The organism is Bacillus sp. 196mf (assembly GCF_003217275.1).
Classification (GTDB): Bacteria; Bacillota; Bacilli; order Bacillales; family Bacillaceae_G; genus Bacillus_A; species Bacillus_A thuringiensis_S.
This window is the reverse complement of record NZ_QJTG01000003.1, coordinates 108,478-124,717: the sequence shown is the minus strand read 5'-3', so window position 1 is coordinate 124,717 and position 16,240 is coordinate 108,478. Positions and strand designations below refer to the sequence as shown.

The following is a 16,240-nucleotide window of genomic DNA, read 5'->3' as shown; positions in this document are numbered from 1 at the left end:
ATTTGAAATTTTGTTGGTGGTATTTGAAATAAGGGTAAAAATAAAAAAGGTGACTCTCTTGAAGAGTCACCCTTTCTATTTTATTTCCTTATTGGAACATACCTTGTAAAGCTCCCATTCCAAGAGTTAAAACAAAGAAAACAATAGTAATAATTGTTGCCTGCTTTTTAGTTAAACCTGCTGTAATTTGAAGACCTAGCCATGTAACTGCATATCCCCAGATTGTAAACACTTCAAATTTACTTACAATACCTTTTACAACACCACTACTTGAGGCGAAAATCGGTTCTAGGCCAGTGTACATTTCTTGACCCGTTCCACCTAAAATATATGCTAAAATCGTATTTATTAATAAACCAAGTAATGAAATAACACTTGAATATACAGTAATCGCTAATAATTTTTTATAAGAAGTATCATTGCTTATAAACACCATTAACACTTTATACACCACGGCACTAAGTAGAAAGACAAATGCCATACTAATAGCAATTACCCCAAATCCCATACCGTATGTCATTGCAGCTGAAACAGTAACACCTAATTCCTTATTAAGGTTAATTGCCTCAGGTGTTAGAGAATATACATAAGCAGCAAATCCCCCAACAAGCCCAGCTATTAAAACAAGTAGCCAAAATGCACCCCAAACTGCATTACTCGTCTTCATTCTCTCAAACTGCTCACCTGGAGAAGTAATCATTCCAAATAATGATGGCTTTTTTGAAACTACATCTTGCGTATTAATATTCGCTTCCATTATAACGCCTCCTTCTATTTATATAACCCGTTCTAACGGGCGGTTCACTTCCTCATGCAAGAGGCTACGAACCGCCCACTAGAACGGTAATGTGTAGTTCTACCACACTATTAATTATTCATAACGCAATGCTTCAATTGGATCTAATTTCGCAGCTTTGTTCGCTGGAATTAATCCGAAAATAATACCAAGTGTCATCGAGAACAGTACGCCCCCAACGACAACTTCCCATGAAACGAGTGGTGGCCATTTTGCGAATGTAGAAACGATATATGCTCCGCCATACCCAAGACCAATTCCGATCAAACCACCTAGAAGTGTTAACATAACTGCTTCAATTAAAAACTGTAATAAAATTTTACTACGCGTTGCTCCAAGTGCTTTACGTACACCAATTTCACGCGTACGCTCCGTTACAGATACAAGCATGATGTTCATAACACCAATTCCACCAACGACTAATGAAATACCAGCGATACCACCGATGATCATTGTCATAATACCGGTCATCTTCGAAATACCTTCTTGAATTTCTTTTAAATTCATAACTTCATATTTACCAGTTGCATCAGTCGGTTTACGACTATTTAATACATCTGCAGCTTTTTTACCTGCTTTTTCTAGATTATCTACATTTTTTGCTTGAACAGAGATATTTTGAATTTCATCTTTCCCATACAGTGTCGGCCATAACGAAATTGGAACTAGTGCTTCTGATGGTCCCATTCCCATAAACTCATTATCTGATTTGTAGACACCGATAATTTGCATCGGTTGACCTTTCATTTCAATAATTTTACCGACTGGATTGGCATCCTTAAACACCTTTTCTTCCATTTGTTTACTAATCATGACAACGTTATTACCTTGATCCACATCTGATTCTTGTAAAGAACGTCCCTTTAACAACTTTACTTTATTTACTGCAAAGTACTCACTATCTAATCCAGTAATACTCACCATTTCTTTTTTATCTTCAATATCAAGTGGTTCCATGGTTGAATTTGTTGTTACCACATGTGCGATTTCTGGAATTTTTTTAATTTCAAAAATGTCTTCTTCAGTTATCTTCGGTGCTTCTACCATTCCCATACCGAAAGGATCGTTTATATCTGCACTATAATGAATCGGAACCGTTTGATTACCTGCCCCAACAAACTGCGATTTCAATGCAGCTTCCCCGCCTTGCCCAATTGCAACGACAGTAATAATCGAACCTACCCCGATAATAATACCGAGCATCGTAAGAGCTGAACGTAGTTTATGAGCTAAAATAGAAGATAGGGCAATTTTTATACTATCTAGTAAACTCATACCGCACACCTTCTATCTTCTGTAACTTTCCCGTCTCGCAGTACAATGCGGCGGGAAGAATACGCTGCTACTTCCTCTTCATGCGTAACCATAACAATTGTTGTACCTTCTGCATTAAGCTTCGTGAAAATATCCATAACTTGCTCACCAGACTTCGTATCAAGTGCACCAGTCGGTTCATCGGCCATAATGAACGTTGGGTTATTCGCAATCGCTCTTGCAATCGCTACACGCTGCTTCTGTCCACCGGATAACTCATTTGGTAAATGATGCACGCGGTCTGCTAATCCAACTTTACCTAACGCCTCCAAAGCACGCTTGCGACGCTCCGCTTTCTTCACGCCACCGTATACGAGCGGAAGCTCAACATTTTCCACTGCGGAAAGACGAGGCAGTAAATTAAAATGCTGGAATACAAAGCCAATATATTCATTACGAATTAAAGCAAGCTTTGACTCGTCTGCTGTTAAGATATTCACGTCATTCAGCATATATTCGCCTTCTGTTGGACGATCTAAACAACCGATAATATTCATAAGCGTCGACTTACCAGAACCAGACGGTCCCATAATCGAAACGAACTCACCGCTCTGAATCGTTAAACTAATACCATGCAAAATCGGCACCGCCAATTTTCCTTGATAATACGTTTTAGCAATATTATTTAACGTAATCATTTCTCTTTCACTTCCATTCCGTCATACACATCGTCGGAAGGATTTTTAACCACCTTTTGCCCCACTGTTACGCCTTCTACAACCTCTGTCCAGTCTCCATCAGTAGAACCTTTTTTCACATTTTGTTTACGAAGCTTCCCTTTATCCTCAACATAAACAAATGCATCATCGCCTTTTTCTACAATGCTTTTACTTGGAACAGCAATCATCGTCTTATTCTCTAAGTTTACTTGCAGGGAAACGTGATAACCTGGAGATAAACCATCTTGACTATCAAGGCTAGCTTTATATGTATATTGGGACATATTTTGAGTTGCTTCACCCATGCCGCCAGCTTGCGCCATCTCTGCACTTGTTGGGAATTCGCTTACCTCTGTAATCTTACCAGTCCACTTCTTCTTATTATTTGCTTTCGCTGTTACAGTGAATGTTTGATCCTTTTGAATTTGTGACTTCTGAAGCTCAGTTAACGTACCTTGAACTTGGAATGGATCTTTAGAAGCTACTTGTAAAAACGCTTTTCCTTGACCACCTAACGCTTGAGATGAACTTTGTGTCGCATCTTTATCTAACTTTTGAACAACACCAGCGAAATTACTATAGATCGTAAGCTCTTTCTGCTTCTTACTTAACTCTTCTTTCTGCAACTTTCCTTTTTCTTTCTCAAGGTCAGTTGTCTTTTGAGCTATCTCTAACTCGTTTACTTGCTCTTCCATCGGATCTGTTACTTCTTTTCCAGCTCCGCTATCTTTTGCCTTCTTAATTTCTTTCTTGAGCGAATCAATCTTTTTCTTTCCTTGATCATAACGCATATCCGCCATCTTCTGATCAAGCTCAGCTTGCTTCATTTGAAGGTTAATCTCTTCATTGTCATAAGAGAATAACTTCGTACCTTTTTCTACCTCTTGCCCTTCTTTTACCTCAATATCTTTCACTTTTCCTTTGGCCGGATCTGCATAGAAGCTTTCGATATTACCAGGCTTCACCTGACCAGAAATTAACTTTGTATTATTCAGCTTACGCTCTGTCACTTTCTCAAAACTTACAGCATCAGCATTTGTTGATGCACCCTTCTTCTTACCTTGCATAACAAAAATATTAATTGCCGCTACAATAACAATTAGTGCAATAACCCCAATAATAATCCATTTCTTCTTCTTGTTTGGAGTACGAACCGTATTTGGTAACATATTCTCTCTCCCTTTATAAATTAATAGTTTAATAAATAACATAATTGTATAAAACTTTCTGAAAATAAACTGTATATTATTACAATCTTTTTACAAAGTTTTACACATCCATTTATATTGTAACAAAAATTCCAATGATTAGAAATATGACATTATATCTTTTAAGATAGATTTAAGGAAAGGAAAAAGAGCAATTTTAATTGAATGGAAGCCATTCTTTATTAACAAACTTCTTGCCAAAATGAATTATTAAAATCATTTCCCTAATTGCACCATCGCTATTTTGTCATATATATTTGACATTTCATCTATTCAATTATAAAATGTCACATATAAATGACATTTCGGTACACGAGGTCTACAACCATCAATGGGAGGGTTATATTTGAATAACGTTAAACAATATCGAAAATCTGAAGGCCTATCGCAGCTAGAATTAGCTAAAAAAGTTAACGTAGCGAGACAGACAATAAATTTAATTGAAAACAATAAATATAATCCCTCTTTAGCCTTATGTATCGAATTAGCAAAAGCACTAAAAACAGATTTAAATAGTCTATTTTGGGAGGGAGATTAAATGATGAAAATTGAATGGAAAGAAAGAGTTTATAATAGTTTTGTTGGAACACTAAGTGAGAGAGATGAATACCAAAAACAAGAAATCAATAAAGAGTTATCTGTAGCTGGAATTGGTTTGTGGTGGTTAAATATGTTGGTAATGCTTATTATGTTACTTGTTGATACTATGAATCACACAATATCTATAGGGACAATATTCATTTTTCTATCTAATATGATTTACGCTAATTACTTAGCCTTTAAATTCAAGAAAAAAAGTTTAAGTGATACTGAATGTGCAACAAAAGAAGAATATTTACAACACAAGAAAAAATTAAGAAAAGCTGGCTTAAAAGCAGGTCTGCTTTGGGGCTTTCAAATGTTTGTTTTTATGAATTATATCCTTCCCTATGTAGGCTCAGAAGAAATCTCTATTTCTTTATTTGATGTTGTGCTTTGGGGTTGCGCTGGCGGATTTTTCGGTCTAACTATGTACGTAATTGGTTTATTAAATCTAAAAAAATTATATTAATTAACAAAAATCATTTATATATTAAATTGCAATTTTACATACTGTTTGTTTTTTCTAATATAAAAGCTATCCAATCACGCACAATTGGATAGCCTTTTCAAATAAAATATTATGCTACCTTAGAAGCTTTTCTCTCATGTCCCATTTGAACAATCAGTAAGAATATCGTTGCTAATATGCCGCCTGCTAACAGTAACATGAAGCAACCATCCCAGCCAGAACGATCAACAATAATACCAATTGCTGCGTTTGCTACGAAACTACCTCCAACATAACCGAACAGACCACACATACCAACTGTTGTACCTACTGCAAATTTCGGTACTAATTCCATTGCACTTAAACCGATTAAGAACTGTGGTACATAAATTAAACAACCAATTACAGAAACTGCAATACTTACAACAAGTATACTAGTTGCTTGCCAATATACAATTGTACCAACAACAACTCCAGCCATACTAATAACACATAATGGCATACGTTTTCCTTTGAACAATTTATCACTTAAAAAACCGACAATTAAAGAACTTGGAATCGCTGCTGCTTCAAATATTGAATATGCTGCATGTGCTTCTGTTTTCGTAAAACCTTTAACTGTAGTTAAGTAAATCGGTACCCAGTTAATAACACCGAAACGAATTAAATAAACAAATGCATTTGCAATACATAAGAACCAAACAAATTTATTTTTTACTACATATTTCATTAAAATTTCTTTTGGAGACATCTTGTTAGCATTATCTGCTTTTTCAAGATTTTCATAGTCATTACGATACTCATCAATTGGAGGAAGACCTTCAGATTCTGGCGTATCTTTCGCATTAATCCAAACAAGAACTGCAATTACCATTGCGATAATCGCTGGGAAAATAAATACGCCACCTTGCCAATGACTTTCACCGAAGATACCTACACCAATTCCAATGAATGGTGGAACAAGTAATCCACCAACGTTATGTGAAATATTCCAAAGACCTGTTTTCGTCCCACGTTCTTTCTTCGAGAACCATTTCGTCATAACAATACTACAAGGTGGTGCTCCCATACCTTGTACAATACCGTTTAGAACAAGTAATGTTAAAATCATCCCAAAGGAAGATGCATAACCGAAACAAATATTAACAAGCCCAGATAAAAATAAACCTACTGCAATAAATCGTTGAGCAAATGCCTTATCCGATAAATTACCCATAAAGAATTTACTAAGTCCGTAAACAACAGCCATTACTGCACCTAATAATCCAATTTGTGTAGTGCTAAATCCGAACTCATCTACTAAATACGTAGTAGATAAATTAAAGTTACTACGAACTAAATAATAAGCAGCATATCCAACTGAAATCCCGATTAACACACGAATACGTAGTAATCGATATACACGGTCGATCATATCCGCTGGCAATCTTTCAATTGCAGGTGCTGGCTTGAGCCATTTAAACATATATTTTCGTCTCCTTTTCTCACTTCAGAGAGAGACGCTGTCTATTCCATATCTCGATTATTCCGCTATTTGATATATTTTGATTCGTCCTTCTAACCGGCTGTCCTTCTATTTCTTTCTCATTCTTCGCAAACATCGTTGGTACGCCAAACGACACTTTTTCTAAAATGTGACCCGCTTCTTCTGATAAACAATAATCAATAAATAAATCCGCAATAATACCACTCGGTGCACGTTTTAGTTTAGAAATTGCATTAACGGATAACCCTGTTTGCTCAGGTTCGTTACTTAAAATCGGAAAGCCTTGTTTTTGAAGCATTCTCTGATCTCCCATAAAGTTGATGCCTATCATATATTCACCACTCGCAACAAGTTCTGCTGGGATGTAACCATTCACTGTTACTTCTCCCACTTGTTCTGCCAGATTCTTCACATATTCCTTCGCTTCCTCTTCACCTAATGTATCAATAAGTGATTGGAAAAACGTATATGCTGTACCTGAAACATTTGGATCGGGCATGACAATCTTTCCCTTATATACTGGATTCAATAAATCTTTCCATCTTAATGGATACGAGAGACCGAGCGGCGCTATTTCCTCGTTCCACCGCTCTTTATTAATCGCAATTGCCAGCTTCTCCACTTCATAACCGTACCAATAACCATCTTTATCTTTAACGGTTTTCGAAATACGATTTGCATGTTGGCTTATCACAGGAATAGAAAGATTTTTTTGCTTCATCATTTGATGCGCATCTACTGTACCGCCAATAATAATATCCGCCTTCGGATTGCCAGCTTCTTCTTCCACTCTACGAAGAAGTTCTTCTGTTGAAAGACGAATAAATTCATACGTACATCCGCGCGGTTTACAAAATGATGAAAGTAACGCTTCACCAACTTCCTCACGAGCCGCTACATACGCAACAATATGACGATCATCCAAAATAGGGAGACCATTTTTACTATATTTAATAGAGGTTGTATCTCGAGAGCAACTAGACATCGCTCCTCCAATTACTAGCAAAAAGAAGAAAAAGGCTATCTTTCTCATGACGCATTCTCCTTTACGAGTAACTCTGCTAGAGAGCCTTTCATATACATGACATTCCCGTTATTATCACCGAGATATTGCACAACAAAGTACGATGGATACACAGAAATCGTAAGAATATCTTCACGATCATTCTTTACACGCTTACCTGTTTTATAAGCTGTAATATAAGCAATCGGTTCATTCTGCGATTGTAATAACTTCTGAATTTCTCCGTAATCTGTAATTTGCTTTGCGTACCGAATAGAATCAAGTATGTGCGTAAGATTGATAGTACGTACCACATCGCCTTGACGTACTACGACGTCCTTTGCTGAAGCAAAGAAATCACTAATACGCTCTGGCGTGTAATACAGGCTTAATAAATACGTTTGAAGTGCTGAAATCATCGGATCCATGCCATTCTTTCCGTATACATTTTCCCCATACTGGAACAAGTCACCTACTGCAAAAGTACGCTTATGTCCATTCAAGTACGTTACTTCTCCAGTAAATACTTGTTCTTGGCTCTTAACGCCCTCAGGCTCTATTCGAATTCGGTCAAAGAATGAAACAATCGTATGCAAACGAACTTCATCCGTTACAACAATTTCTCCCCACTTTTCATGTCTTACTTTCACTTCAATTGGAAGAGATTCATTCACCCTTTGTAAAACGGCTTGTTTATCATTTACAATGTTAATTCGATTATAGATTTGCTTCTCCATAACATAAAACAAAACAAGAGAAACAATCATACAAATGACAAACATAAGAATTTGAAATGATAGCCTTTTCATTTCTGCCTACCTCCAAGATAAAAAAACGTTGTTTCGAAAATACCGCATAATTGTTTCATAAATGTATCATTTAACCGCTTTCAAGTTTTTTATGTCTTCCATCCTTCTCGGAAGCAAAAATGTAATGAATATTGTAGTACCTATTTCGTCACTACTCTCAATCCGCATGCTTCCGCCCTGCTTATTCATAATCTCCTGACAAATATACAAACCATAACCATTCCCGTAACTAGACGGAAGTGCCTTTCCTTTCGGAGACTCATTCCACTCTGCAAGCACCACTTCATCTATACCGATCCCATCATCATGAACAAAAACCTTCGCCTCCTGCTCATTTACAATTACATTCATACGAATGTGCGAAGCATCACTATACTTAATTGCATTATCAAGCACATTTAAGAAAATTTGCTTCGTCTTATCAAAATCTGCAACAACATGTACATCCGTTAACTCATTTATCACTTCAATTTCAAACTGATTTAGACGAGGTTTCACAATTGAAACTGCTTCTTCTGCCAATTCCTTTATATTCACAACTGTAGGAGACACCTCAAACGTACTCGTCCCATATTTCGAAGACTTAAGCAGTTCCTCTACAAGTGATAATAAACGCTCACTTTCCACCGCCACATAACGAAGACTTTCCTGTACATCTTCTTTCGATTGTAACTTCGGAATTAAATCAACATAACCGATAATTGCCGTTAGCGGTGTTTTTAGCTCATGCGTAATGCGGTCTAGGAAATCTTTCTGCTTCTCTTTCTCCTCCTGCAATTGCTTAATATGCAGTTCAATTCCATCGGCCATCGCGTTAAAAGATGCGGAAAGCTGAGCGATTTCCACGTACTCATTTAACTCAATCTTACTCTTATAATCACCATTCGCGAGCCGCTGTGCCATTTGTCTCAACTGATCAATTGGTTTATGAAGAGACTTCGCCAAACGAATCGCAAAGAAAATACCGGTAGCTACTAGGCAAAGAGACGTCATTAAGAAAGTCCAGCTCACATTTGTTAAAACTTCCTTCTCACCCGTTAACTCATTTATAAAACGAATACTTCCAATGACATCGTTTCCATAATAAACCGGGCTTGAAAACAAAAGAATGGGAGCGGGATCCGCCTCCTCAAAAACATAAGACTTCTTTCCCTTCAAGGAACTCTCAATGTCGATGTTACGGTGAAGCAATGCTCCTTTTTGTGTATCTGCAACAACATCGCCATTCTTCCCGATCATCTGTACACGGACATCCATACGCTTCGCTAAATACGACGCAATTAAAAGTGAATTAGGACCAAGCGTATCCACTTCTGCTTCCTTCTCTAAATAATTCATCGTGTAAATTTGTGCTTCTACACTTAACTTTTCTAAAGAATCTGCTGCGTTATGATACATATTCTTTTCTAACGTAATATAAACAACTGCATATAAAAGAACAAAAATCGGAATTAACAGCCCAACTATTCCGAACACCATATTTCGCTTTAAAGACATACCATCACCACTTAACAATCCAGTTTATAGCCAACGCCATAAATTGTCTTAATATATTCTCCGCTCGTCCCAAGCTTCTTTCGAAGTCTCTGCACCATAATATCAACTGCTCTCGTATTTCCGATATACTCAAACCCCCATACTTTCTCAAGCAACTCATCCCTCATAAACACACGCTGCGGATTTGAAACAAACAACTGACATAAATTAAACTCTCGGTACGTTAACTGAATCTCTTGTCCACTCACATGTACCTTTCTTTCCTTAGGACAAATCACTATCTCTCCAGCCTCAATTACTTCATGACTTACAGCCGCCTCCGTCTTCTTTACACGCCGTGCCATATTCTTAACCCGAAGAATAAGCTCCGCATAATTAAACGGCTTCGTCACATAATCATCAGCACCAAGCTGCAAGCCAAGCAACTTATCATTCATCTGACTCTTTGCCGTTAACATAAGCACCGGAATATCCCTATCCCTCTCACGGAACAAACGAAGCAACTCATACCCATCCGTATCCGGAAGCATAACATCCAAAATCAATACATCCGGCCCTTCATTCCATCGCTCTAAAGCTTCTCGCCCATCAGCCGCTGCCAATACTTCATAACCTTCCATCTCCAACTGCATCCGAATCAAATTACGAATACTCGATTCATCATCAACCACAAGTATTTTCATTATTTTCCTCCTTCCATCATGTATTATAGTACAGTTTAGTATAGCAAAAATCGTACAAAAAAAGAGAGGGTATTGTCGAACATATTTTGTCGACGATACCCTCTCTTTCACTTATTATATTTATTTAGCATATCCATTCGGTTGCTTTTGATGCCAATTCCAAGCATGTTCAATGATTGTCTTAACATTTACATACTTAGGATCCCATCCTAGCTTCTCTTTCGCTTTCTTAGAAGAAGCAACTAAACGTGCTGGATCGCCCGCACGGCGCGGTGCTACCTCAGCAGGAATTTCATGATTTGTAACCTCACGAACTGCATCAACGATTTCTTTTACACTGAAACCATTACCATTTCCTAAGTTATAGAAATCACTCTCTCCGCCGTTCTGCAAGTCTTTAAGCCCTAAGAAATGAGCCGCTACTAAATCTTCAACATGAATATAATCACGGATACAAGTACCGTCTGGTGTATTATAATCATCACCAAACATCATAATCTTCTCACGTTGACCTAAAGCCACTTGCAGCACAAGAGGAATTAAATGTGTTTCTGGACGGTGATCTTCCCCAATAATACCATTTGGAGTTGCACCAGCCACGTTAAAGTATCTGAAAATCTTATAACGTAAATTAGAAGCTTGGCTATACCAATGAAGCATCTTCTCGATTGCTAACTTCGTCTCTCCGTACGTATTCGTAGGATTTGTCATCGTTTCCTCAGTAATAAGATCCACATCTACCTCACCATACGTTGCCGCAGTAGAAGAGAAAATGAACTTATCTACCTTAAACTCATCCATTACCTCTAATAAACAAAGTGCACCATACACATTGTTATTATAATATTGAAGGGGCTTTTCCATACTAACTCCAACTAAAGAATCAGCTGCAAAGTGCATAACCGCCTCAATATTTTCTTGTTTAAAAACATCCCTTAAAAATGATTTATCACGAAGGTCGCCATTATAAAACTTCGCGCCTTCCGTAATTGCATCTTCATGACCAGTTTGTAAGTTATCTACTACTACTACAGATAAACCTTCGTCTACTAATTTTTTCACAGCGTGAGAACCGATGTACCCGGCTCCGCCGCAGATTAGGATTGAGTTCATTGTTTTCCTCCTACTATTTTCAAATCTCTTAATTATAAAAGGACAAGGTATACGAGAACTCGTACACCTTTTATCTCTCCTTCATTACTTAGCTACAAAATAATCAGTTACATATTGTGCCCAAACTTCATAACCTTTAGCAGTTGGGAAACCAAACTCTTCTTTTAAATATGGTAGGATAGCCTTTGTCGATGCATCTGGCCATGCTCCCCAATGATCAATATATGTATAATTATTTTGCGTTGCAAATTGTTTTAACGCTTCAATCGCTTTCGGATAATTTTTCGCACCATACACTGGATTTGATGGTTGAATCATAATCGTAGCACCCTTTGCACTAGTAGAAAGTGCTTGAACGAACTTCTGTGTATTTGCTACAGAGTTTCCATTACCAGTTTTACCGTTATCAGTAATAAATGGTGGCTCAAATAAAATCACATCTGGATTCTCTTTCGCAATCTCTTTATCACGCTTATTCGCGATTAGCTCTTCTGTGCTTTCACCCTTATATTCCTTTACAGTCACATTCCATAAACCTTTACCGTAAGCAGTTTCTAAATTAGTCGTTAACTTAGCTGCCCAAGCACCTTTTTCAGATGAAGAACCTTCATCACCAACAATAATAAGGTTTACTGCCTTTTTATCCTCAGCAGCTTTCTTTAACTTCTCTTTCACTGCATCTGGCAAGTTCTTCGCATATGCCTCATTAAAAGATGACTTCGCATCTTGTTTTTTCTCTTCTTTCTTCTCTTCTTTCTTTGCCCCGCTATCTTTCACTTCAGCCTTTGTTTTCGTTACTTCACCCGTTTGTCCTGTTGCATTCGCAATCTTCTTATTCCAGTACAATTTACCGCTCACAATCGAAGCGACAAACAATACAAAAATAACAAGGACAAGTACCGCTTTCTTATTCATCGATTCACCTCATCTATTAATCTCACAATATATAATACTAATATAAATCCATGCAAAAATAAACCCAACTCCTTCCAAAGGAGTTGGGTTATTACATATTATTTAGTCACTTCAAGATGCGCTCTTAACTTATTCGTTAAATCTTGTTTTGCTGCCTCTGGGACATAGTAGTACCAAATACCATCAGCGGCTTTGTGACCGTCACCTGGGATTTGAATATCTTCACTGTTTTCCAGACAATTTTTATAATTCTTTTGCATATCAAACATTTGATCTTGCGTTAAGTTTGTCTTCACATTTTTTTGAATTGCTGTTAACACATCACCATAACTTGTTAAAGAAGAGAAAGTTGCGCCTTTCTTAATAACAGCTTGCATCACTTGGCGCTGACGCATTTGACGTCCGAAGTCACCGCGGGGATCTTCATAGCGCATACGTGTGAATGATAGTGCCTCATCACCTGTTAAATGAATATTTCCTTTAGCAAAATGATGCTTGTCTTGTTTAAATTCTAAATCATTATTGACATCTACCCCGCCAACTGCATCCACAATATCTTTAAATCCTGCCATATTCACTTCAATATAATAATTAATAGGAACATTCAAGAATTTTTCTACTGTCGCTACAGACATGTCTACCCCACCAAATGCGTAGGCATGGTTAATTTTATCACTCTTTCCTTTTCCAACAATTTCAGTATATGTATCACGTGGAATACTCACTGTCTTCATAGAATTATTTTTAGGGTTTAATGTAATAAGTATTAAAGAATCAGATCTACCTTTTTCATTCCCTCGTTCATCTACCCCTAATAATAAAATTGAAACGGGTTCAGATTTGCTAATTTTCACTTCTTCAGTACCTTTAGAATCTTTATCGCGTTTCAATGGCTTATGAACTTCATCTAATGTTTTTGAGACAGAAGAGTATATACTATAGGCATAAGCTCCTCCACCTATAATTAGGATTCCTATAATTCCTAATATCCAAAATAGGATTTTCTTTTTCATTACTTACCCTTCTTTCTACTTGAACACCTATTGGTTCTACATATTCCATCTAATTTAACTATACGAATGAACATTAGTAATTCCCCTAAAAACCGCTAGATAAATTTTTTGGTTATATAATTTCTAACAATCGGCTCTTTTATTTAGACTTAATCAGCATTTTAACATTACGCCATAAATCAATTATATCATTTTTCTTAATCATTAAGTAAATCATATATACTACCAGATAAATGAACAATGCTGATATAACACTTAAATACCACGATATAACAATAAATATTATTGTTATACTTAACTCTAATATAATATCCATCTTAACTTCAATATTTAAAAATCTTGCTAGATAAATTTCTGCAACAATACATCTAAATGCTAATAACAATATTATACATAATATTGTTAAATTTAAACTATTTAATACAAATACACTTATACATGTTAATACTAAACTCATAGCAACCGTAGTTAAATTTATTATCAACATCCATTTTTCTTTACGAAGGGTCTTTAAATATGTATTAATTAATAATAACATTTTACCTTCATACAAACACATTGGAAATAACAATGCCATATAAGTTAAACTATCGGCATATTGTGGTAACCATGCTGATAAGATCACTTTTAGTGGATAATAAAAAATTAAAAGCCCTACTAACGGTAGTGTGATAAGTGTTCTTACCATTTTATAAATTGCAGGCAATCTTTCTTGCGGTGTACGTTTTAAAGTAGGAAACAAGACTGCCGCTATTGCGTTAATAAACAACATCAACATATTGGAGATACTTAATGTTAAAGCGACCTTTCCAAAAGTCTCGATACTCCAGTTAGCTTCAATAAAAAAGCGTACTATTCCAATAATAAGCATACTCGCTAAATTAGCAAATAATAACTTACTGCCCACAGAAATATTTATTACTATTTCTTTTATACTCATTTTCACCGACTCAAATTTCCCAATAACTAATTCTTTACATACATAAAAAGAATAGAACACTGAAAAAATCTTACCAATTATATCAGCTACAATAAGATACTCAAATTGCTTGATTCCACTAATTAAAAAAGCAATGACTAATATAAAGTATATTACACGTTCAATCATTAACATAATAGATGATTCTTTAATACGATTAGTAGCTTGTAGCATAAACATTAACAAAGAACGTGGAACTATCAATATACCAGCTAAGCAAGTAAACAGAACAACTATCGTTTTACTTGTACCTGGTGAAACTAAAATATAAAATAGCACAATTGAAGAGCTAATAAAAATCTCTAATACAACTAGAAACCAATATTGTGATACAAAAACTTTCTTATTTAAATCTTTATATTCATATCCGCCATAACGTAAATAAGCGCCATCAGTTAAACCTAAGGACATATACGATATATATGATATATAAAAAATATATAACTGCCAATATCCATAATCATTAATACTAATAAATCTTGGCACTATTAATATTAGAACTATGGATATGACAGTAGCCAAAACATGAGTAATAAGTGTATAAGAAAAATTCTTAGCAAATTTTTTAACCGAACTGTTCATGTATTTACCTCTTTATTTTTTACTACCTAAATTAAAATAATATTAATCACAAAAATTTCACTGTTTAAATTTAATGCTAGACGGCATATAACGAACCCTCTAGCATTAAATTTGTTAAATAAAATTTTTATAATTAATATTATCAACTGCAAAATAAAAACTATTACATTCATCCTTGAAACAAAAAAATTAAGCTTTTTTAAATTTTTTCCAAATGAAATAATAGAGTCGAACATTCATTCTAGCAATTAGGGTAGAAATTTTCAGGAAACTACCATTTAAATCGCTTATTTTAAAACGATACAAATTCTTTTTTAATTTCTCATAATATTTTTCTTCAATAGTTCCTTCTTGTATACCATGCATTAATAAACTTATGTTCATATGCACATAATAGCTTTTATATTTTTTTTTATCAACATCATCAATATTTAATACACGAATTATGTTCTCCACTGCATCTAGAGCAGTTAATTTTTTCAAACTGTATTTCGCCTTAGATGCATTATTATCATGAATTATATAATGATAGTATGGTGTAGAATCATACACAATATTTTCAGCGTTTAAAATAGCCTTGCAACAGAATAATAGGTCTTCACAAAAGTGAATATTCTCATCAAAATGTATTTCAAAATTCTTATGGAATAATTTCGATGAAAACAGTTTATTCCATAAAAACCCTCTAAATCCATTAACATCAAGTATACTGTTTAACGCTTCTGTTCTATTTAGTACCTTAACACTTGGTGCAACTGTCTCCTGTAGAATATCTCCATCAACATTTTCCTTAATATATCCACAAATCGCCATATCTACTTGATGCTTTTGAATTAATTCATGCAGCTTTTCAAACATAATAGGATCAATCCAATCATCTGGATCCACAAACCCAATATATGCCCCACTAGCTATACTTAGTGCAGCATTTCTTGCTGAAGAAACTCCACCATTTTCCTTATGAATAACCTTAAAACGTTTATCTTTTTGAGCATATTCATCACAAATTAATCCACTCCGATCAGTGGATCCATCATTCACTAAAACAATCTCCAAATCCCGGTAACTTTGGTTCCTAATACTCTCCAAACATCTTGGCAAGAATTTCTCTGCATTGTATACTGGGATGATTAATGAAATCAACATTTTAAAC

Annotated in this window: 16 protein-coding genes; 2 read left to right on the top strand and 14 right to left on the bottom strand. The window is 35.5% G+C overall.

Annotated elements, in window-relative coordinates:
- Positions 1 to 88 precede the first annotated feature (88 nt).
- The 4 genes from yknW to ATL10_RS07295 all read right to left on the bottom strand — a co-directional run bounded on the left by yknW (position 89) and on the right by ATL10_RS07295 (position 3,938).
- Positions 89 to 757: a YknW family membrane protein gene (gene yknW, locus ATL10_RS07310; RefSeq protein ID WP_061660879.1), complete on the bottom strand. Its 669-nt coding sequence runs from the start codon at positions 755 to 757 to the stop codon at positions 89 to 91.
- A 114-nt stretch (positions 758 to 871) separates the two neighbouring features.
- Positions 872 to 2,071, bottom strand: coding sequence for an ABC transporter permease (locus ATL10_RS07305; RefSeq protein ID WP_053563340.1), 1,200 nt, complete (start codon positions 2,069 to 2,071; stop codon positions 872 to 874).
- On the bottom strand, positions 2,068 to 2,748 hold the full coding sequence (locus ATL10_RS07300) for an ABC transporter ATP-binding protein (RefSeq protein ID WP_000631624.1): 681 nt from the start codon (positions 2,746 to 2,748) through the stop codon (positions 2,068 to 2,070). Before ATL10_RS07300 ends, ATL10_RS07305 begins: the two co-directional genes overlap by 4 nt.
- Complete coding sequence (locus ATL10_RS07295) at positions 2,745 to 3,938, bottom strand: efflux RND transporter periplasmic adaptor subunit (protein ID WP_098284360.1); 1,194 nt, start codon at positions 3,936 to 3,938, stop codon at positions 2,745 to 2,747. The genes ATL10_RS07300 and ATL10_RS07295 overlap by 4 nt, the downstream gene beginning before the upstream one ends.
- A gap of 385 nt (positions 3,939 to 4,323) precedes the next feature.
- Between ATL10_RS07295 and ATL10_RS07290 the strand changes: the two genes are divergently transcribed.
- Both ATL10_RS07290 and ATL10_RS07285 read left to right on the top strand, forming a co-directional pair.
- On the top strand, positions 4,324 to 4,515 hold the full coding sequence (locus ATL10_RS07290; protein ID WP_001067016.1) for a helix-turn-helix transcriptional regulator: 192 nt from the start codon (positions 4,324 to 4,326) through the stop codon (positions 4,513 to 4,515).
- The gene (locus tag ATL10_RS07285) at positions 4,516 to 5,028 is read left to right on the top strand and encodes a DUF3278 domain-containing protein (protein ID WP_098284361.1); all 513 of its coding nucleotides are present in this window, start codon (positions 4,516 to 4,518) and stop codon (positions 5,026 to 5,028) included.
- A gap of 109 nt (positions 5,029 to 5,137) precedes the next feature.
- Here ATL10_RS07285 and pgtP read toward each other — a convergent pair whose 3' ends face one another.
- From pgtP to ATL10_RS07235, 10 genes are all read right to left on the bottom strand, one after another.
- Positions 5,138 to 6,472, bottom strand: coding sequence for an MFS transporter (gene pgtP / locus ATL10_RS07280; protein ID WP_000477584.1), 1,335 nt, complete (start codon positions 6,470 to 6,472; stop codon positions 5,138 to 5,140).
- A gap of 19 nt (positions 6,473 to 6,491) precedes the next feature.
- Positions 6,492 to 7,526, bottom strand: a complete 1,035-nt coding sequence (locus tag ATL10_RS07275) for an ABC transporter substrate-binding protein (protein WP_001225641.1) — start codon at positions 7,524 to 7,526, stop codon at positions 6,492 to 6,494.
- Positions 7,523 to 8,305 (bottom strand): DUF3919 family protein, encoded by a 783-nt coding sequence (locus ATL10_RS07270; protein WP_000826619.1) that lies wholly within the window; start codon positions 8,303 to 8,305, stop codon positions 7,523 to 7,525. The genes ATL10_RS07275 and ATL10_RS07270 overlap by 4 nt, the downstream gene beginning before the upstream one ends.
- Positions 8,306 to 8,371: 66 nt before the next feature.
- Positions 8,372 to 9,802, bottom strand: coding sequence for a HAMP domain-containing sensor histidine kinase (locus ATL10_RS07265; protein ID WP_097877317.1), 1,431 nt, complete (start codon positions 9,800 to 9,802; stop codon positions 8,372 to 8,374).
- 11 nt (positions 9,803 to 9,813) lie between these two features.
- Positions 9,814 to 10,485, bottom strand: a complete 672-nt coding sequence (locus tag ATL10_RS07260) for a response regulator transcription factor (RefSeq protein WP_000699553.1) — start codon at positions 10,483 to 10,485, stop codon at positions 9,814 to 9,816.
- Between the two features lie 120 nt (positions 10,486 to 10,605).
- Positions 10,606 to 11,598, bottom strand: coding sequence for a UDP-glucose 4-epimerase GalE (gene galE, locus ATL10_RS07255; RefSeq protein ID WP_001084657.1), 993 nt, complete (start codon positions 11,596 to 11,598; stop codon positions 10,606 to 10,608).
- 84 nt (positions 11,599 to 11,682) lie between these two features.
- Positions 11,683 to 12,513, bottom strand: a complete 831-nt coding sequence (locus ATL10_RS07250; protein WP_097924491.1) for an SGNH/GDSL hydrolase family protein — start codon at positions 12,511 to 12,513, stop codon at positions 11,683 to 11,685.
- Between the two features lie 98 nt (positions 12,514 to 12,611).
- Complete coding sequence (gene tagU / locus ATL10_RS07245; protein WP_000727039.1) at positions 12,612 to 13,526, bottom strand: polyisoprenyl-teichoic acid--peptidoglycan teichoic acid transferase TagU; 915 nt, start codon at positions 13,524 to 13,526, stop codon at positions 12,612 to 12,614.
- 139 nt (positions 13,527 to 13,665) lie between these two features.
- Positions 13,666 to 15,087, bottom strand: a complete 1,422-nt coding sequence (locus tag ATL10_RS07240) for an MATE family efflux transporter (protein ID WP_097924490.1) — start codon at positions 15,085 to 15,087, stop codon at positions 13,666 to 13,668.
- 189 nt (positions 15,088 to 15,276) lie between these two features.
- Positions 15,277 to 16,233: a glycosyltransferase gene (locus ATL10_RS07235; protein ID WP_097924488.1), complete on the bottom strand. Its 957-nt coding sequence runs from the start codon at positions 16,231 to 16,233 to the stop codon at positions 15,277 to 15,279.
- Between the last annotated feature and the right edge of the window lie 7 nt (positions 16,234 to 16,240).